The following is an 18,876-nucleotide window of genomic DNA, read 5'->3' as shown; positions in this document are numbered from 1 at the left end:
AAGAGAATTTAAAGTTGTACTTAATATGGTGTTATTGCATTAATTATTTTGCGGTTAGGACACACAATGATTTTTCTAAAATAGAAATATCGAGTTGGTTGGTGTCTATTCTGTTGTGTTCACCATCTACTTGAGTATCAAAAAAATCGGAATGATTACGGGTTAGGTGCAATTTTGAGGTCTGAAAGCTTTTCGATTCTTTTAACCAATGTACTTTTCTAATTAGGATTAAAATTCCCAACCACAACATTTTTAATCGGTTAATTTTTTTGATGACCAATACGTCGAGCTTACCATCTTGAAGGGAAGCTTTTGGTGTTAAACTCAATTTATAGCCCATTTCATTAGAATTAGAAATTAAAACGATAAATGGGTTAATCATAGGGGTTTCCCCATCGATACCAATAGATAATGGTTCGTTCTTTTTAATGTCTCTAAAAGTGATGGCACAGGCGCTGATATAGCCTAAAAGTGTTCTTTTTTCAGAAGATTCATAATGCTTTATTAAACGGGCATCAAAACCTACGCCTGTATTGCTAAAAAAATAGCGGCCGTTGATACTCCCAACATCAATATGCTCTTTATGTTTATTTCTAATGATTTCTAAGGCCTTTCGCCTATTCTTCGGAATTTTAAGATTAGATGCTAATCCGTTACCAGAACCCATAGGTACAATACCCAAGGCAATATTGGTGCCGATTAAACAGGTGGCTACTTCATTTATGGTGCCATCACCACCACAAGCAACAATGATATCTGCTTTTTCTAAAACAGATTCTTGGGTCAATAACGTAGCGTGCGCTTTATACTCGCTAATCTTTATAGTCAAATCATGCACACCGCTAATAAAATAGGATTGCAACTCATCTTTGGTCAATGGCGTGTGGCCATTTCCTGCTATCGGATTTACTATAAAATGTATGTGGATCATTGATTAAGTGATTTCAATTGGAGCCCCCCATTATGGTAAAGTTCATCTGCTACTTGATAGTTTGAGATGGCTATATTTTTAAACGATTCATTCATAGGAGTATTTTGTAGGCTATTGTCCATAGCATTCCATTCGTAAAAATTAACGGTTTCTCCATCACCAAGCACCAATACTTTATCGTCTTTCAAATAGCCTAATTTTCTGTAATTACCAATTAGTGCACGTTCATCTTTCGGACCCATTTTAAGGATATCCATGCCAAAAAGGTTACTGTCATATTCCCACCCTAAGGTAGAGAACAAAGTTGGAAAAACATCTATCTGAGAACAAAGCGTATTGTTTTTAGAAGGCTTTAAGTTCTTTAAATTATAAATAAGTGCGGGAATGTGGTAGTTGGCCACATCTAATTCCCATTTACCGGCACTACTTGCACAATGATCACTCATAATAACGAATACAGTATTACTAAACCAAGGTTTAGTCTTTGCTTGTTCTAAAAACGCACCGATTGCATAATCCGTATATTTTACTGCACCATTTCTTCCTGTACCTGAAGGAATATCTATTTTACCTTCTGGGTAGGTAAAAGGTTTATGATTCGAAGTGGTCATTACAAAATCGAAAAAGGGCTTGCCGTTTTGGTGTGCCAAATCTGCTTCCTTAAGTACTTTGTTATAAATATCTTCATCACAAACGCCCCAGGCATTTTCAAACGTAACTTCATCATCTTCGATATTCGTTCTTTTTGCCGTGTTATTTGCATCCAATAAAAAGCCACGGCCACGATCTACGATATTAAAGCCATTGCCTCCAAAGAACGTATTCATATTATCAAAATAACCATCGCCACCATAAAAGAAATTACGGTCATAGCCTTGTTCTTTAAATACTTCGCCAATAGTAAAAAGGCCAGTGTTATTCTTTCTTTTCAAAATACTTCGGCCTGGGGTAGGCGGTATTGATAATGTAATGGCCTCCATTCCTCTAACCGTGCGTGTACCCGTTGCATACAAATTGGTAAAGAAAAGGCTTTGGTTGGCAAGATTATCTAATACCGGAGTGATGTTCTGATCACCCCCTAAACTGTTCAAATATTTACCGCTCAAACTTTCAATACAGATGAAAATTACATTGGGTTTTTGCACCGTTCCTGTGGTGTCTGTCGAATGAATTGTTCTATATATTTCATTTTTGGTTGCATCAACGAAGGTATCTCCATAGGGTACGTATTGCTTTTTAAGAGCAGTAAAAGCATCTTTTTGAGGTATTGTGGTGTAAAATTCAGAATAGGTCAGTTCATTATTGCGGAAGGCGGCAAAAAAGGAATAAATACCAGCTTTTGATAGTTCATTATTATATCTGTTCTTAGACCATTCTGCCTGATCATTGTTTATGAATAAGCCGAATACAAGGCATATGGCAACCCATGGCAGAGTAGCCAATAGCCGTTGTTTAAAGGTAGTTTCATTTTCAAATGTCTTCTGAAATAACTTTCTTTTATGTACTACAAAAAGAGTGATCGCTACTAAAGAAAGTAAAGAGCCGATAAGTAATGGAAGTGGATAAGACTCATTAATATTTTTGACAACCTCATAGGTATAAATTAAATAATCTACCGCAATAAAATTAAAGCGGCGTTGAAATTCATCCCAAAAAGTAAACTCTCCAAAAAAGGAGAAATAGATGATAAGTACGGCTAAGAAAAAGCCAAACCAAGTGCTAATTTTATCGACCAAAGAACCATACCATTTCTTGGGGAAAATTAATAGATAAACCAAGAAGGGCATTAAGAATAGGGAGAGCGTTCCTATATCATAAAATAGCCCAGTAATGAACGTTCGAACCATAGTGCCTATATGGGCATCTACCTCAGAAAAATCCCAAATGAAAAAGGTAAGCCGTACTAAAAATGAAATACAAATAAAAAGAAATACAAAGGCTTTAAGTAGTGAAAAGCGTTTTGGAAACAGAAGAGTCCACATATAAAATGTAATTAGGGTAGTTCGACCCTAAATATATATCTAGATTCTTAAGAGAATTTAAAGTTTTACATGAAAACAATAATTTTTCAAAAGCTAGATTATCTTCCTGATTAATGTAAACAATTTCGATTGTATTACAACAGGGTAGACTAAACTTACTTTTTGGGATGTATTTGTTTCATAATATCTTCTAACATTTCTACCTGTATTTGCTGAATATTTAATAATTCTTGCTGTTGGTGAATTATTAAATGGTCTATTTTTTCATGGAGGGTACGAATTTCAAGCTCGGCCTTTAAATTGACCATATAGTCTTGTTTTGCACGTTCACGATCTTTTTCTTCTTGCCTATTCTGACTCATCATAATTACAGGGGCCTGTAAAGCCGCTAAGCAAGAAAGAATTAGATTTAATAGAATGAATGGGTAGGGGTCAAAACCTTTATTCGCCAATAAAATGATATTCGCTGAAATCCAGAAAAAAATTATAAAGGCAAAAAGTAGGATGAATTTCCAGCTACCACCGAATGTTGCCACCTTATCTGCGAGTTGTTGACCGAAATTAAAATCATTCGAGGTGTCTTTTACATTTTCAGAGATGATTTCATGATCATTCAATGTTTTTAAAACATCTTCTTCTAAGTGCGAAAGTTCGCCTGCCTCTTTAACCAAATAACTAGAAAGATACTTTTGGCGGTATAGGTTTAGTTCGGCAATTGAAATAGAACTTTTTTTATTGAAACTAGGGTAGTCATTTAGAATTACATCAAAAATTGATTTTCTTATTGTATTACCAAAAACTTGCTCGCTCTTTGGAAATTCTTGCTGAGAGATACTACTGATAAATGTATTCATATCACGTTATTTAGCATAATTACGCTATTGAAATTACAATAAATACTGCTACCTAACCCATCGTTTGTATCTAAAACTTGTAAACGATACCCATGGCGTAAGAACCATTACCGCTATCAAAACTAAGCTCAAAATGTTCCTCTAAATAAGGGGTTGTAAATAAATAGGTGCTACCAATCCCCACTGCGGCACCAGCAAGAATATCCCAACCATCATGTCTGTCATTTACACCTTCTAATCGACTATAGCCAACAAAACCAGCAACCAAATAAGCCGGCACACCATATTTCCACCCATATCGTTTTTGTAAAAATGAAGCTCCTTGAAAAGCGAAGGAGGTATGGCCCGAAGGAAAAGCATGGCCGTCTGTTCTACCTTCTGGCCTTGGTTTATTTATAGCATATTTAAGAATCCATGTTGCTGTTAAGTTGGTGCCTAAAGACTTACTTAATTGCCAGAAACCTTCTTTGTCTTTTTTAGCAAGAATGGTAATCAAAGAAACTGCTGATGGGGCGTATTGAGCGTAATCTCCTATGTTTTGGATATGGGTCTCCATTCTAATTTCCCGCGTAGTGTCTTTTTGCTGTGAAAAGCTCATGTTTAATAGGAAGAGGAAAATTAATAAGGAAATAAATTTCATATGATTTTGAGATTTTTGTTCAATTTTATGGAGTAGGATGCGACTATTTAAGTGTTATTTTTTGGCATATAGTATGAAGAATGTTCAAGACATAAGCAGGTCGAAATTGTTCTAAAAATCGGATGTTCGTTATCTAAATAGTCACTTTTAAAGCACTTGATCAAATCTGTTATAAGTAGTTTATTATCAACTTAAATCGCGAATAATTTCCAATGATTAAAAAGGGTGAGAGGGAAAAGGCTCACTTTATCATGGCCTTGAATAAGGTGATTTGAAACAGATTATTGGTTTTGGAATCTATTTATAGGTAAAGGAAAAAAGAATGTTTTGGAATTTTAAAGTAGTGGTGATTTGTAGAAAAAGTGTTCGAAATTTAAATTTCGAACACTTTCAAATAAACACTCAATTCACCAATCATTAAAAAACATCAATCAATATCTTCTTCTATTAGTTCTTTTTTGATCAATTTTCCATTGAAGTCAAGAACAACTTCTAATTCCTCTTCACCTTTCTCTAGTTCAAATTCATACACCGAACCATTTATAGTTTCTGAAATTTCTGCTTCCTCGATTTTATACCCTTTAAAGTCTGAATTCAAAATATTGTTTATGTTTTCTGGAATATCACTTTTCTTGATTTCGTGCTCGGTTTCTTGCCACGTACCATCTTCTAAAAAGTTTGCAGAATATTCAACGCCCTTAATTTTGAATTCAGCTTCCCATTCCGTATCCGATTCCTTATCCCATTTTACCTTTTTTACGGTAAGGAATTTCAGGGTAAAGGCAGCTTTTACTTTTTGTGGCACCTCACTATTGAATCCAAAAGCATAAATGCCCGACCCAATAATTACCGCAAGAACTAGGGTTCCTAATAATTTTATTTTACTCATGATTTCTAATGATTTTAGGATTATTAGTCAAAACTAGCCTCTAAATCTAAAGAAGGTTTTAAGGAAATCTAAAGTGAGCCTTTTGTCTTTTAGCGCAACTAATTTTCAATTGAAGAAAATGCCAGCATAGGTAAAGTTTTGGCGCCTACAAGTACAGAAATAATTCCTTTTTATTTCAAAGCGAGATAGTTATAAGGCATTGAATTACTAAAGCTTCGATTCAATATCCTACCTATTGAATTTTAGTGGGTTAATGGGGCCTCAATGGCTCGAAGTCTTTTATGAGAAAGGAAAATTAAAACGGCCATAAGAACTATAGAAATCAGGGAAGCTGTAAGCGTTCCTAAATCGAGACCTCCTTTTTCTAGTGGTTTGGTCAAGAAATCGCCAAAGGTTGCCCCAAAAGGTCTTGTGAAAATAAAGGCAATCCAGAAAAGTAAAATCTGGTTAATTTTGGTAAAGTAATGTAATAAGACAACTAGAATAATAATACCTGCGGTTACCATTGCCCCAAGGAGATAACTAAATCCGATTACATCACTTAGATAATCCCCAAAAGCGGTCCCCAAGCTATTCGAGAATAATATAGCAATCCAATAATACGTTTCTTTACTTCTTTCGGCTATGGGGTAAACTTCTAGATTATTGTATTTTTTGTACCACAGATAAAGTGATATTATAAGACCGATAAATAAAACAATACTACCCCAAGTATACCCAAGATGTAAGCTACGGTCAATAAAGTCAGATATTTCGGTGCCCAAGGTTGTAGTGGCTATAATAACAAGCCAAAACCAAATTGGCACGTATTTTTTTCGGGTTAATTGAATTACTAAAACAATACCAAAAAAAGCAAAGGTGATGAGTAAGCCCACCGTGTATCCTAAATCTAAAGTTTGCGCAATGAAATCTCCTAAGGTTTCACCCAACGTAGTGGCAACGATTTTCATTAACCAAAACAATAAAGTAATCTGGGCAACTTTGTTTAGGGACTTCATGTGGTTTTCATTAAATTTTATATTTAAAGCCTAATCTAAACAACTGGGTCTCAAAATAATTATGATAGGTTGCGGTGAATCCTTCGTTTCGAACTTCTTGCCTTATACCAAAACGGTTGAATATATCGGTAGCAGAAAAGGTGAGCTCTGCTTTTTTGTTCCATAGGTTTTTCTTGACACCAAGATCTACAGAAGAACGCGCCAATTCTTTCCCTTGAGGAATGTTTTTATCCGAATAATAAACACCGGTCAATTGAAAAGTAAATTCATTGGGTAAACTTAGTTCTGAAGTAAGTTTGGCATTCCATGCATTTGCGGTAGAAGCCTCAATAGTAAAAGGCCGAACAAAAGGGAAAAGCACGGTGCCTTCATATTCATCAATAGCATTTGAGTACCAGTTTACCGTACTTGAAAGGCTCCAATTTTGGGTAAGGTCTTGACTAGCCAACAACTCCAATCCCGTATTTGTAGCTCTGCCTGTGTTTTGATAGATTTTGTTTACGATATCGTAATTAGGGTTCGAATCATCGATACTGAAAATACGCATGTATTGATCTTGTATAATTCGGTGGTACACAGCTGAAAATAACGAGCCAGAATTCCATGAATATTTGTGTGCCACTTCAAAGGCATCTGTAAATTGAGGGCGTAAATAAGGGTTACCAACTTTCAGTAATTCTGGATCATCATATTTAGGAAACACACGTAATTCTGGTTCACCTGGTCTATCGATACGTCGATTGTAAAATGCTGATATTTTATTATGCTCGTTTAGTTTATAGGTAAAACGAGCACTAGGGAAAAGCTCGAAATAGTCGTACTTATCATTGTTTGGGTAGTATGTGTTCGCTGGGTCTAAGTCATAAAAAACATCAGTCTGTTCGGCTCTTAATCCCGCTTCAATATCATAGAATTCTTTCTCTAGAAGGTAATTGATATAACCCGCATATAAATTTTCTCCCCAATCGGAAAAAGAGCCAAGTCCAGGATAAATAATAGATTCATTACCTGGGGTAATCATATAATCTACAGGTAGTCTTCGAATGCGAAGTTTCGCGCCAAGTTCTAGCCTACCATTACTCAGCGGTTTTACATAATCTGAAGATAAACTAGTGGTATTTTCTATAGCTTTTATATTGGTTTTGTCTCTCCCCACACGAACGGCCGAACTATCGTTTAATGAATAGGTTTCATCTTCTAGGCCTTGGGTATATTGAGCATTGGCACTTAAGGTATGACCGGGTTGTTCAAATGAATGTCGATAATTAACTGCGGCATTAATGTAACGGGTAACCTCTTCTTCTTGCCAATTATAAAATCGATTTCTAGTATTGGTATTCAAATCTATAAAAGCAACTTGAGAAGTATCTATATGCCGTTCTCGGTCATATAAACCAGAGAACGTAAAGCTATTGTTGTCATCTAAGTTATAGTCAATTCCGCCATTGATGATAGAACGAAATTGCTTTCTGTTCTCTGGTACTTGAGAAATAATATTGCGATCATCATCATAATTTCTAGTCGTAAATTCATTGTTGGGTAAAGCTTCTTGAACTATAAATTCTGACTGTAGAAAGTAATTGAGTTTCCCTTTTCTATAATTAAGATTTAGACTAGGAATTAGTTTGGGATTAACTGAAAAACTACCTAAATCAGTAGGGGTGTCTGGTCTTCTTTTGCCCAGTGCACCAAGTCCGAAAGAAAGGCCTACATCACCATTTAAACCTTTTTGAGTTTCTTTTTTGTAGATAATATTGACGATTCCGGCAAAACCGTTAGCATCATATTTTGCCGATGGATTGTTGATGATTTCAATCTTCTCAATGTTGGACGCTGGGATGTTAGCCAAACCTTTTTGATTACCAAAACCGGTTAAGCTACTTTGTTTGCCATCAATGAGTACCACCACTTTATCACTACCACGTAAAACTACTTTTCCATCTTGGTCAAACGTAACCCCAGGCATAGTTTTCATGGCATCTAGTACAGAACCACCTGCTTGGGCAATATTATTATCGAGATTAAATGATTTTTTATTGAGGTCGCTATTGGTAGTAGCTTCTTGCCCAACCACCTGTACTTCATTCAATTGTTCTGCACTTGGCTGTAATGCTATTTGCCCTAGGTCGAAGACACTGTTTAATCCGCCAGCGATAAGCGGTTTTTCTACCGTTTCATATCCTATAAATGAAAATAGTAAGGTGTATTTTCCTGTGGACAGGCCTAAAATTTCAAAACGTCCATTGTCATCGGTTATCGCACCGGTTACCATAGAATTATCGGTAGAGTTTTGGACCGTAACATTAGCGAAAGCTAAATTTTCTAGGGTATTTGCATCACGTAATTGGCCGGTAACATTTACTGAACTTTGAGAAAATGCGTTGGTAAGGGAGGAAAAAAACAGTATAACGATTAAAATCTTGTGCATAAAATTAACTTTTGAGAGCAATTATAGGGTAAGAATCTAAAGATAGTTTTAAGAACTCTATTGTTTTGGTAATGAAATGGTAAAATGATGTTCGTTATTGGAATACCTATAGGAAGGTTGAAAGCCATATAAATCACATATCTTTTTTACAATGGCTAACCCTAGTCCGGTAGACTTTACTTCATCTGACTCTTTGTAAAATCGTTGAAACAATTGGTCTGGTTTTAATATGGCGCGTATGCCTTTGTTCCGAACAGAGAGTGAATCTTTTTCTAGAATTATCACTATTGGCGTATTGGGTAAGCTGTATTTTATGGCGTTTGAAAGTAAGTTGTCGCAAAGAACTTCTGCAAGATGGGCATCCATTAAAAGAACAACATCTTCATTGCTTTCAAATAGTATTTCTGACGGATAAAGTTCAGATAGATTTTCAATTCTATCTTTTAGAATATGGTTTAAGTTACACGGACTTATATTGGTGAATTGGTCATTTTCAATTTTGGAAATAAGGCCAAGCTTTTTGTTTAATTGTTTTAGGCGTTGAATATCGTATTGAATGGATGATAATTGTTCAAATTGTAAATCATTAAGGGCCTCGCCATTTATAATGGTATCTACTTTAGCCTGAATTATAGCCAAAGGAGTTTGAAGTTCATGGGAAACATCTTCTGTAAATTGTTTCAGGTTTTTATAATCTGCGCGAACTTTATCTGTCAACATGGTTATTTCTGTATTGAGTTCAGAAAACTCTAAAATGTCACTGTCCATTAATGATATCGGAGTTTCAGAAGTCAATGAAAAAAGCTTCATCTGTTCCAAATTCTTAAAAAACGGATTCCATAATTTTTCAGTTCTTGATTTATTCAAATAGAAAAGGAAAATGAACACGAACAAAATGACAATGAGATACGAAATTACTACGGCAATCAAAATATCTTCCGATTCTACAATAAGTGCACGTACCGTTATGCGGTAATTTTGGTCATTAATTTTAGAAAAGGTGATTAGCTCACGAAACTCTTCTATTTCATTTTGAGAAGGGTCAAAAATCAATGTATCCTTCAAATGTTCAGCCCCTAGATTAGAAACGGTTTCCACTTCAACCATAGGCGCTAGTTGATAAATAGGATTGTTCCCAGAAATTGAACTTTCAATGCGTGCTTCAGTGGATCTAAGTTCTTCTTCTACCTCATTTTGTAAAAGATTTCGAACATAAAAATAAAGCCCGATAGTACTGAAAACCATTAAAATAAGACTAATCCATAGAAATGTTTTAGAGGTCTTTCGCAGTAATTTTATCTTCTTCGTCGGTTCGGCCATTAGTTAGTCTTCCATAAATTTATAACCGCTACCATAGGCGGTTTTAATATATTTTGCACCGGCATCGGTCAATTTTTTGCGAAGGTTGTTAATGTGAACATAGATAAAATCGTAATTATCGACCATATCACTATGATCACCCCATAAATGCTCGGCAATAATTTCTTTAGAAAGAACCCTTCCTTTATTGGTGATGAAAAACAAAAGCAAATCATATTCTTTACGAGTAAGCGACATTGCTTTATCTTTAATATAAGAGGTTCTTGATCTAGTATCAATTAAGATTTCATTAAACTCTAACCGTTCTGTGCCCCCAAATTTTCCTCTTCGTAGTACTGCTTTAATTCTTGAGTTCAATTCGGCCAAATGAAAAGGCTTTGTCAGGTAATCATCTGCCCCTAAATCGAGCCCTTTTAACTTATCGTCTAAGGAGTTATTCGCAGAAATTATAATGGTAGCGGTTTCTTTTTTATTTTTCTTTAATAAATGGAGAATGTCTAAACCACTACCATTTATCAAATTAATATCTAAAACTAACAAGTCGTATTCGTAAAGGTCAATTTTATAAAGAGCATCTTCATAGGTAGATGCGGTCTCGCATACATTCCCATCTTTCTCCAAATAACTGGCGATAGATTGCAGCAGAGCTTTTTCGTCTTCTACGATTAGAATTTTCATAACTATAAATTTAAACTCCCTATCTAAAGAAATTCTTAAGCGATTACCTGTTATAAATAAAAAGGCTAGCTATCAGTCCTTTTTCTTGTTCACTAGCCCTTTAGTAAACTCATTTAGTGTTTCTACTTTTTCCTCAAAATCACCTTTTATGGTCTTTCGATATTCGTTGAGGTTTTTTACAAGATCATCGATATTTTCTGGTATCACATCTTCAAAAAATTGTCGTAATCGTTTAGCAGTAGTAGGTGATTGTCCGTTGGTAGAGATAGCCACTTTTACATTGCCTTTTGTTACAATGCCACCCATATAGAAATCGCAAAATGGCGGATTGTCAGCAACGTTTACAAGAATTTGTTTTTCTCGACAATCATGGTATACTTGCTCATTTACTGCAACAATATCGGTTGTTGCTATTGCCATATGCTTGCCTTTTAAATAAGATGCATTATAAGGTGCCACATTCATTTTAATATTGAATTTATTGGCTAGGTTAATCGTTTCTTCCCTGAACATGGGCGAGACCATTTCAACCTGAGCATTCGGACTTGATTTTAACAAGAAAGTCAATTTCTCAAGGGCAACATTGCCTCCGCCAACTATTAAAATATGAAGGTTAGATACTTTTAAAAAAACTGGGTAAAGCTCATTCCTTTCCATAGGGCATTTTATTTATGTAATCAACTTTAAATCTTGGATATCTTTATTGACCTAAAGCTTTGAAAATTAATTCTGAGGCAAATTTTGACAATGGTAACTTAAGAGCTACCTCTTGACCTTTTATAGACATTTTTCGCCATGTTTTTTGAAGAATATCAATGGTTTTACCCTCCGGATGCTTTAGTGCAAAGGGCTCAAAATAATACTGTAAAAAAACCAAACAAATCACATCTTCTAAACACTGCGTGGCCTCATTATTCTTAAGCTGTTTTTTCTCTAATAAAAAGGTAACCTTGTCTATAGTTTGTTGATCGTAACCCACGTCTTGTAAAATAGCGGATGCTTTTTTAGCATGAAATTTTTTCAAATCTTGCCGCCATCTTAGGTATCCCTCACGGTTCATATCATAAGATTCTCGTGCTATTTCCCATCTACAAATATGTTGACAACGGGCGGTAAGGCGCAATGGTTCTGATGCATTAGGGTCGAATTCATTCAAACGTTCTGTCATTCGAATTCCATAAAGTACTTCTTTAGGATAGGTCGCACCCTCAAAAACTTCGGTATTTGGATCTTGTTTATTGGCCGCATCAAAATGCTGAAAAGCAAGTAATAATTTATCCGTCGTCGCCATTCCTTTAGTCTTTGGTCAAAGCTATTCAGAAAAGCCAACATACACAAAGCCATCTTCTATTTTTACAGGATACGTTGCAATTGCATCTAAACTTCCATTCAAATTTTTACCCGTTTTCAAAGAGAAGGTGTTTTTGTGTAATGGGCAGGCAACTTTTGCTTCCATATGCTGTTCCCCGATTATTCCTCTTGAAAGTGCCATTTCCATTTTATGCGAACAAAGATTTTGACAAGCGTACCAATGGGCATTTTTCTATTTCTGAAATACTTTGTAAAATAGGTTTACCCATTTCTTTTGGTATTAGCTCGGCATATTCCACTTTTCTGTCTAAAAGTAAATCTGCTACTTTGGTAAGTAGTTCGGATCTTTCCTGTTTTGGCATGTTGGCCCATGAAGTCTGTATGGACAATGCCTTATCTAATTTGGTAGTAATAGTACTTTCCGTATCTTTAGAATACGTTTATAATATATCGCCGTTATATGGGTTTTTTGATTGAATATCTTTCATGAAGCAAATTTATAAGATAAGGTCGTGTTTCATTAATTCGGTTCATTTTATTCTTAACCCTTTTAGGCCATTATTACGGTTAATATTTCTTGGTTTAGAGTTAAGCCATAATAGAAAAATAGATGACCTTTGTAATGGTAGAAGTTGATTCTACGTTATTTAAGAAAAAATTTAATCATAAACTTATTAAGATGAACAACAGCGGAAATACATTACTAGCTATCATTGCAGGTTCTGCTATAGGAGCAGCATTAGGAATTCTTTATGCACCGGATAAAGGTGAGAATACAAGAAAATTAATAGCGGATCAAGCAGCTGCCACTAGAGATAATTTTACAGAAAGTGCAATTGATTTAAAAAATAGAGTTGCAACAAGAGTTTCAGACGAGAGAGAAACGTTAGACACACGAGTAGAGTCTTTAGTTTCTGATTTAAGTTATAAGACTGAAGATGTAATTTCAACTTTAGAGAAGAAATTGGCTGAGTTGAAGTCAAAAAATAAGAAATTACAGAAAACAGTATAAATGGGAATTATTGATTCACTTAACGAAACCTCTAATAAAGCTATTGACGTAGGCGAGGTATACTATAAGAAAACTCAAGAGTATTATAGGCTAAAAGTGTTTCAACAATTGACAATGACCACCGGTATGCTGCTGAAAATGGCAGTTATAGGTGGTCTTGCTTTTTTGGCACTTATATTCTTAACTGTTGCAGGTATTATTTATTTAGGAAATATACTTGAAAGCATGGTAGGTGCATGTTTAATTGCCGGAGCCTTGTTTATTGTTCTATTGATTATAGCGTATATTTTTAGAAGAAAGATAGATAATATGCTTGTGAAAAAACTATCGGTTAAATTTTTTAGCTAAAGAATTATGTATAAGAATTTTGACGAAATAGAGTATAATTTAAAACGTTTAAAGTTAGAGCGTGAAATTGCTTTAGAGGAGCTTAAAGGATTAAAACAAGATGTTCAGGAAGATTTGAGCCCTTATAATTGGGTGTCTACAGCATTTTCTGCGGCAAAGAAATTTGGCATGCTTTATTTAATGCGTAAAATAGTCAAGTAGTAGTATTTAAATACAATGGGCTTTTTAGCAATCTGTATATAAAAAAAACCTCTCATATGAGAGGTTTTTTTTATATACGTTTATTAAATAGTTATTCTTTTGTCCAGGCATCAAGCATCCAACTTACTTTTTCGATACTTCCAATGTAACCACCAATCATATCGATTGTACCTTCATCACCAGCAGATTCTGCTTTTTTCACCACTTTACTCATCTGTTTAAGCAAAATCTCGTGTTGGTCAAGAATATGCTTTACCATTTCAGTATCTGATATAAGCGAAGAAGTTTCCTTAATAGAAGACATTTCAAAATACTTCGAAAACTCACTTGTTGGGTTATGTCTTAAAGTTAAAATACGTTCTGCGATTTCATCAATTTTAATTCTTGCGTCGGTATACAACTCTTCAAACTTAATGTGTAGGTCGAAAAAGTTCTTACCTGAAACATTCCAATGGTAACCTCTTAAGTTTTGATAATATAAATTGTAATCTGCCAATAAAGTGTTTAATTCCTTTACGATTGGTTCTATGTCTTTCGATTTAATATCTAAATAACTCATTATAATATGTTTTTTGATTCTACTATAAAGGTAATTGCCTCAGGCATGTTTTATTGACTCATAAGCGATTTTTGTCGACCCATTAACACTATTTAACGCTAAGTAAAATGAGGTTATTTAACCAGTGGCTTTAAGTTATTATAAGATTAGTTTATTTCCCCAAAATGATCATATGCTGTAGAATTTTACTTTAATGAACCCCAATCGAACTGATTATCTAAATTATTCTCTTTATAGTAGTCGGTTAAGCCTTCAGTTAAGAGCAAGTATTCACTCATTCTAATTTTATTTTTCAAAAGCTTATGAGCAACGATTAAGTCTTCACCAAATAATTTTATACTATTTTCAACTTTGGTCAAAGTGATTTCTCTACCGTAATGTAAGATTATTTTTGAGCTTAACTCAAAGTCGGTTTCGCTCATAAATTCTGTAGAACCACTTATGTAGGGTTTACATATTAACATCGGTGATCCTTTCATAACTTATCGTAAAAAAGTTGTGTCGAAAGGTATCTATTATATCAATTTTCACTGTCGCCGTCCCAATAAAATTGTAATCCATTTAAAATAGGCTTTATGAAAAATGTAAAAAGAGGATGTTTCATGAAATTTAGTTCTTTATCAGATTTAGAAATAAAAATCATCAAATAATTGCAAGTATAATAGCAGATGGGTTAATATTTATTTTTTTACAACCAAGGCTTTTCACTTTATAGTAGCAACTTTGTTTAAACAGTTAAGAGGAAAGAAGTTTTGTAGCACTTAATCATTGAAATATTCACCTAATTAATTAAAATCTGTAATATGAGAAAATCAATATTTATGTTTGTCTTTGCACTTATGACGATTAGTTTCGCGATGAGCTGTAGAGAAGAAAAAACAACAGGAGAGAAAATAGAAGAAGGTATTGAAGATGTTGGTGATGGGATTGAAGAAGGAGCAGAAGAAGTAGAAGATGCTGTCGAAGACGCAACTGACGATAATTAGTATAAAAAATTGTTATGAAGAGAAAAGCCAGGTAGTTCAACTATCCGGCTTTTTTGATTTAACCAAGCTATTGATTACTTTTTCTTACCATTCCCTGTTAATACATCTATTAGTCCGTCTTGTAAATTTATCCATAAATAATTGAAGAATGATTTATTCTTTGTGCGCTCTGTTGCGATATTTCCATACCTATAACCTTCCGAATCTGCCTTTGAACCATCATTAATAAGTAAGTTTCCAATAAAAGAGAGTACTTTCTTTACGCCATTTCTTTCCTTATTTAACAATTGAAACGTGAAATCTTCATAATTCATTTTAATATCACCAGTAGCGGTATATTCATCACCAGAAATAGTAAAATAGAGTTGGTCGATAGTGCCTGTGGTTTTTGTTCTAAGATTAGGAATTAAAAAATCATTCAAGTTTGCGGTATTGAAATTGAATAATCCTCCAGATATTACGAATGCATTTCGTGTTTCTTGAACATTAAACTCCCAATCAAGGTTAAAATTACCCGTTCCCATTAAATCGGCATCCATCTTTATTTTAAGATTTTCTTTGTTCGCTGTTAAATTTGAAAAGTTACTTATTGAGGCATCTAACTTTTCAAAACTTAGAATACCAGCTCTTTCATCGTTAGGTAAATTTTCTTCGTAGCGCACCATTCCTTGCTTAATTAATACAGAATCAATATCTACTTTGAACGGAAGCTCTCTGAACAATTCAGCGTATAATGGTCTTCTGTTAAAATCTTCTAACCTTGATTTGTCACGATATACTTCTAAAACAGGTGAATTTAGTAGTAGTGATTTAAAGTTGACCTGAAGAGAGTCGTTTGATACAATGTAATTATGATTTTCAATCGTAATTTCTGGAATATCTAGTGTGAGGTGGTCTCTTTGATAGGTTATTTTTTTACTCAACTCTAATTTGGAAAAGGCAGTAGACAATGAAATGTCGGTAATGTGTATAGACGAGTTATCTAACTCCATAGTTTCCATTTCCAATACTTCAAACTTACCTATAGGAGCTTCTACGTGCTGAATCGTTATTGCGTATTCTGAAAAAGTGAAAGGCACATACTTCTTAATTTTCTGTGGGTCGGTCGCTACATTTTTTAAATTTAAGTCGATAGACTTAACGGATAAAAGTTCTTTTTCATTATTAGAATCAAAAACTTCAACTATACCAGAATCGAAAATTAGCTCTTCAATGAAAATCTCTTTTAAAAGATTGATAGGGTTAGGTTTTGTAGCATCGGCCTTGTTCGAATCTTTAGGGCAAGTCTTGAAATTTAGGCGTGGTTTAGAAAGGGTAAGATTTTTTAAGTAAATCGATTTCTCGAAGAATATTTTCCAATAACTGAAGCCGCTTATCGATAAATTATCGGCATTGATTATAATTTCACAGGATGATGTTTGCCTTCCAAGACTTTTGACCTCTACTTTATCAAATTCTAAACCACCTTTAAAAAGATTAATGTAAAGCCTGTCATAAGAAAAATCGATATGGTCTGGAACCTTCTGGGTTAGAAAAACTACTACTTCCTTTTTCATTTTCCATTCTGCAACCATGTAAGCTCCGATGAAGAATACGATGAGTACTAAAAACCATTTGAGAAATCGGGTCATGACCGTTGGGTTTAACTTAACCTTTTAAAATTATAAAAATTTTAAACCACATGTTAACGATAATATTCAATGGTAAAGAGGATATAGATTTAGTCCGTTTTATTAGTCTTTTCTATGCCTGCACTATCGGGCTCCATATATTGTTTAAAATCTGAAGCACTTTTCAATTCAAGAAACTCTTTGCCTTTTATAATGATAGCATTTTTGAGAAAGCTAGGGTTTTTATCTAAAACTTTTAGCCAATCACCATCATCTAAATTGATATCATCTTCACCATAGGTAGTCTTAAAATCTGGGTGCTCGGTATTCACTAAATCAGAAAGATTTTTACCAAGACCATCAGCTAATTCGGCCCATTGTGTGCCGGTAACATTAGTCTTGGAGATATCAATCGTTAAATGTTTTTTATCTGAAGATTCGACATAAGCATTGAGTTGTTTGCCTAATGAATTTTTCGAACTATAATAAAGGGTTATCTGTTTTTTATCCTTGGCAATTACTCCCATCACTTTTTTTTTAAAAGTAGTCCGTTCTTCATGTAGTAATTAACTCGTTTCAAATGAAAAGTATCTTGAAAGGTTTAAAAAAGCAATGCTTATTCAATTTATGGTACCTTGTTGTTAAACAAAAAATAACCCGATGAATACTATCTTTTGGCTTGCTTATATATCGGTAACATTATGGAGTATTGTCAATATAATTTTCAATGGTTCAAGGGCTACAAAGATGATAAGTTGGTCATTGTCTGTAATAATTTTGCCTTTTATTGGACCGCTTTTGTATTATCTATTTGGCATTAACAGAAGAAAGTTTAAGCTATTCAAATTAAAACAAACAGAAAAGAGAAGGTTGTATTCTGAAACCTATAAAGAGCTAAAAGGTGGTGAGCAAAGTGTACATAAGTTTGACGATTATAAGGATGATAAATTAGCATCACTCATTAGAAATAATAGTTATTTCGCCCCTTATGAAGGTAATGATATAACACTATTGAATAGTGGCGAAGAAACTTTTGGTGCAATTTTCAAAGCAATTGAAGAGGCTAAAGAATTTATTCATCTTCAATACTATATTTTAGAAGAAGGTATGCTATTAGACCATTTTTATGAGCTGTTTCAGAAAAAGGTTAAAGAAGGAGTAGAAATTAGAATGTTATATGATTCGCTGGGCAGTAATTCTATGCGTGGCAAAGTGGTAAAGCGTTTTAAGGAGATAGGAGTTAAAGCATTTTCCACTATGCCAATTAGATTCGGGAATCTCTTGTTTACCTTAAATTATAGAAATCATAGAAAAATTGTAATTGTTGATGGTAAAATAGGATTTACTGGCGGATTCAATGTTTCTGACAAATACATGAAAGCTGTTTCAGATTTAGGAATATGGCAAGATTTGCACTTGCGTATAGAAGGCCCTGCAGTGAATAGTTTACAGCGAGTATTCGTTAAAGATTACCATTTTGCGGGTAAAGAAGAGCTATTACTTCAAGACAAGTACTTTCCTAAAGTTGAACCCTCTGGAGATACAATCGCCCAAATTATTTCAAGTGGACCAGATTCCAGATATCCTGCCATTATGCAGCAATATCTAGCCATGATTAATATCGCTACAAAAAGTATTTGTATTGCAAACCCATATTTTATACCTGGAGAGCCTGTTTTAGAGGCGTTGCGAATTGCAGGGTTAAGTGGAGTAAAAGTTACGTTGCTTACCCCCAAAAAATCAGATTCTCTTCTTGCGCAGTACAGTATGTTTTCAACTTTTGACAGTTTGTTAGAGGTGGGTGCTAATATTTATTTACGACCAGATTTTTCTCATAGTAAGGTCATTATCATTGATGGTGAAATAGCGTCGGTTGGGTCAGGAAATTTCGACTACAGAAGCTTTGAGCATAATTTTGAGACCAATGTTATTCTTTACGACCAAATTAAAGCGACACAAATTGAAGAATTGTTTTTACGGCATTGTACCGTTGACATAAAGCTAGACCTTGATGCCTTTAGAAAACGTTCTCCATTAAGTAAGTTTTTAGAAGGTCTTGCCAAATTCTTTAGTCCTTTGCTTTAATAACAACTTTATTTCGAATTGATTTGAACTATTTATTTCTTATA

General features: G+C 34.2%; 21 protein-coding genes and 1 pseudogene. 5 read left to right on the top strand and 17 right to left on the bottom strand.

What is annotated here, in order from left to right:
* Positions 1-43: 43 nt before the first annotated feature.
* From B5X55_RS04870 to B5X55_RS18620, 13 genes and pseudogenes are all read right to left on the bottom strand, one after another.
* On the bottom strand, positions 44-931 hold the full coding sequence (locus B5X55_RS04870; protein ID WP_079511476.1) for a diacylglycerol/lipid kinase family protein: 888 nt from the start codon (positions 929-931) through the stop codon (positions 44-46).
* The gene (locus tag B5X55_RS04865) at positions 928-2,913 is read right to left on the bottom strand and encodes an LTA synthase family protein (RefSeq protein ID WP_079511475.1); all 1,986 of its coding nucleotides are present in this window, start codon (positions 2,911-2,913) and stop codon (positions 928-930) included. The genes B5X55_RS04870 and B5X55_RS04865 overlap by 4 nt, the downstream gene beginning before the upstream one ends.
* A gap of 155 nt (positions 2,914-3,068) precedes the next feature.
* Positions 3,069-3,767, bottom strand: coding sequence for a DUF1003 domain-containing protein (locus B5X55_RS04860; RefSeq protein ID WP_079511474.1), 699 nt, complete (start codon positions 3,765-3,767; stop codon positions 3,069-3,071).
* A gap of 70 nt (positions 3,768-3,837) precedes the next feature.
* Positions 3,838-4,365: a phosphatase PAP2 family protein gene (locus B5X55_RS04855; RefSeq protein WP_234999668.1), complete on the bottom strand. Its 528-nt coding sequence runs from the start codon at positions 4,363-4,365 to the stop codon at positions 3,838-3,840.
* Between the two features lie 469 nt (positions 4,366-4,834).
* Positions 4,835-5,296 carry a PepSY-like domain-containing protein gene (locus B5X55_RS04850; protein ID WP_079511472.1) on the bottom strand — a complete coding sequence of 154 codons (462 nt, stop codon included), beginning with the start codon at positions 5,294-5,296 and terminating at the stop codon, positions 4,835-4,837.
* 242 nt (positions 5,297-5,538) lie between these two features.
* Complete coding sequence (locus B5X55_RS04845; RefSeq protein ID WP_079511471.1) at positions 5,539-6,294, bottom strand: COG4705 family protein; 756 nt, start codon at positions 6,292-6,294, stop codon at positions 5,539-5,541.
* A 10-nt stretch (positions 6,295-6,304) separates the two neighbouring features.
* Positions 6,305-8,722 (bottom strand): TonB-dependent receptor, encoded by a 2,418-nt coding sequence (locus B5X55_RS04840; RefSeq protein ID WP_079511470.1) that lies wholly within the window; start codon positions 8,720-8,722, stop codon positions 6,305-6,307.
* 57 nt (positions 8,723-8,779) lie between these two features.
* A complete protein-coding gene (locus B5X55_RS04835; RefSeq protein WP_079511469.1) occupies positions 8,780-10,042 on the bottom strand; it encodes a sensor histidine kinase in 1,263 nt (420 codons plus the stop codon).
* 3 nt (positions 10,043-10,045) lie between these two features.
* Positions 10,046-10,720 (bottom strand): response regulator transcription factor, encoded by a 675-nt coding sequence (locus tag B5X55_RS04830; RefSeq protein ID WP_079511468.1) that lies wholly within the window; start codon positions 10,718-10,720, stop codon positions 10,046-10,048.
* Positions 10,721-10,792: 72 nt separating this feature from the next.
* On the bottom strand, positions 10,793-11,377 hold the full coding sequence (locus B5X55_RS04825) for a precorrin-2 dehydrogenase/sirohydrochlorin ferrochelatase family protein (RefSeq protein ID WP_079511467.1): 585 nt from the start codon (positions 11,375-11,377) through the stop codon (positions 10,793-10,795).
* A gap of 43 nt (positions 11,378-11,420) precedes the next feature.
* A complete protein-coding gene (locus B5X55_RS04820) occupies positions 11,421-12,011 on the bottom strand; it encodes a DUF4202 domain-containing protein (RefSeq protein ID WP_079511466.1) in 591 nt (196 codons plus the stop codon).
* A gap of 21 nt (positions 12,012-12,032) precedes the next feature.
* A pseudogene (locus B5X55_RS04815) lies at positions 12,033-12,263 on the bottom strand (nitrite reductase (NAD(P)H) small subunit); the annotation flags it as partial.
* Entirely contained in the window at positions 12,220-12,420 is a 201-nt protein-coding gene (locus B5X55_RS18620; RefSeq protein ID WP_234999667.1) for an aldehyde dehydrogenase family protein, read from the bottom strand. The pseudogene B5X55_RS04815 and the gene B5X55_RS18620, both read right to left, overlap by 44 nt.
* Before the next feature lie 221 nt (positions 12,421-12,641).
* Here B5X55_RS18620 and B5X55_RS04810 point away from each other — a divergent pair, with 221 nt between their 5' ends.
* Genes B5X55_RS04810 through B5X55_RS04800 form a run of 3 tightly spaced genes read left to right on the top strand, consistent with a single transcriptional unit; the run spans position 12,642 to position 13,592 of the window.
* Entirely contained in the window at positions 12,642-13,043 is a 402-nt protein-coding gene (locus B5X55_RS04810; RefSeq protein WP_317042678.1) for a YtxH domain-containing protein, read from the top strand.
* Positions 13,044-13,391: a phage holin family protein gene (locus B5X55_RS04805; protein WP_079511464.1), complete on the top strand. Its 348-nt coding sequence runs from the start codon at positions 13,044-13,046 to the stop codon at positions 13,389-13,391.
* A 6-nt stretch (positions 13,392-13,397) separates the two neighbouring features.
* Complete coding sequence (locus B5X55_RS04800) at positions 13,398-13,592, top strand: hypothetical protein (RefSeq protein WP_079511463.1); 195 nt, start codon at positions 13,398-13,400, stop codon at positions 13,590-13,592.
* 91 nt (positions 13,593-13,683) lie between these two features.
* On the opposite strand, the gene B5X55_RS04795 is transcribed toward B5X55_RS04800, so the two are convergent.
* Both B5X55_RS04795 and B5X55_RS04790 read right to left on the bottom strand, forming a co-directional pair.
* Positions 13,684-14,151, bottom strand: coding sequence for a Dps family protein (locus tag B5X55_RS04795; RefSeq protein ID WP_079511462.1), 468 nt, complete (start codon positions 14,149-14,151; stop codon positions 13,684-13,686).
* Between the two features lie 185 nt (positions 14,152-14,336).
* Positions 14,337-14,630: a DUF2652 domain-containing protein gene (locus B5X55_RS04790; RefSeq protein WP_234999666.1), complete on the bottom strand. Its 294-nt coding sequence runs from the start codon at positions 14,628-14,630 to the stop codon at positions 14,337-14,339.
* A gap of 324 nt (positions 14,631-14,954) precedes the next feature.
* Between B5X55_RS04790 and B5X55_RS04785 the strand changes: the two genes are divergently transcribed.
* Complete coding sequence (locus B5X55_RS04785; RefSeq protein WP_079511461.1) at positions 14,955-15,137, top strand: hypothetical protein; 183 nt, start codon at positions 14,955-14,957, stop codon at positions 15,135-15,137.
* 74 nt (positions 15,138-15,211) lie between these two features.
* Here the strand turns inward: B5X55_RS04785 and B5X55_RS04780 are convergent, their stop codons facing one another.
* Positions 15,212-16,768: an AsmA family protein gene (locus B5X55_RS04780; protein ID WP_143814403.1), complete on the bottom strand. Its 1,557-nt coding sequence runs from the start codon at positions 16,766-16,768 to the stop codon at positions 15,212-15,214.
* Between the two features lie 89 nt (positions 16,769-16,857).
* Positions 16,858-17,274, bottom strand: coding sequence for an arsenate reductase family protein (locus B5X55_RS04775; RefSeq protein WP_079511459.1), 417 nt, complete (start codon positions 17,272-17,274; stop codon positions 16,858-16,860).
* Positions 17,275-17,407: 133 nt separating this feature from the next.
* On the opposite strand from B5X55_RS04775, the gene cls reads away from it, so the two are divergent.
* On the top strand, positions 17,408-18,832 hold the full coding sequence (cls, locus tag B5X55_RS04770; RefSeq protein WP_079511458.1) for a cardiolipin synthase: 1,425 nt from the start codon (positions 17,408-17,410) through the stop codon (positions 18,830-18,832).
* Positions 18,833-18,876: the final 44 nt, after the last annotated feature.

Origin of the sequence: Maribacter arcticus (genome assembly GCF_900167935.1) — a bacterium.
Lineage (GTDB): Bacteria > Bacteroidota > Bacteroidia > Flavobacteriales > Flavobacteriaceae > Maribacter > Maribacter arcticus.
The sequence above is the reverse complement of the archived record's forward strand: the minus strand, read 5'-3'. Positions and strand labels throughout refer to the sequence as shown.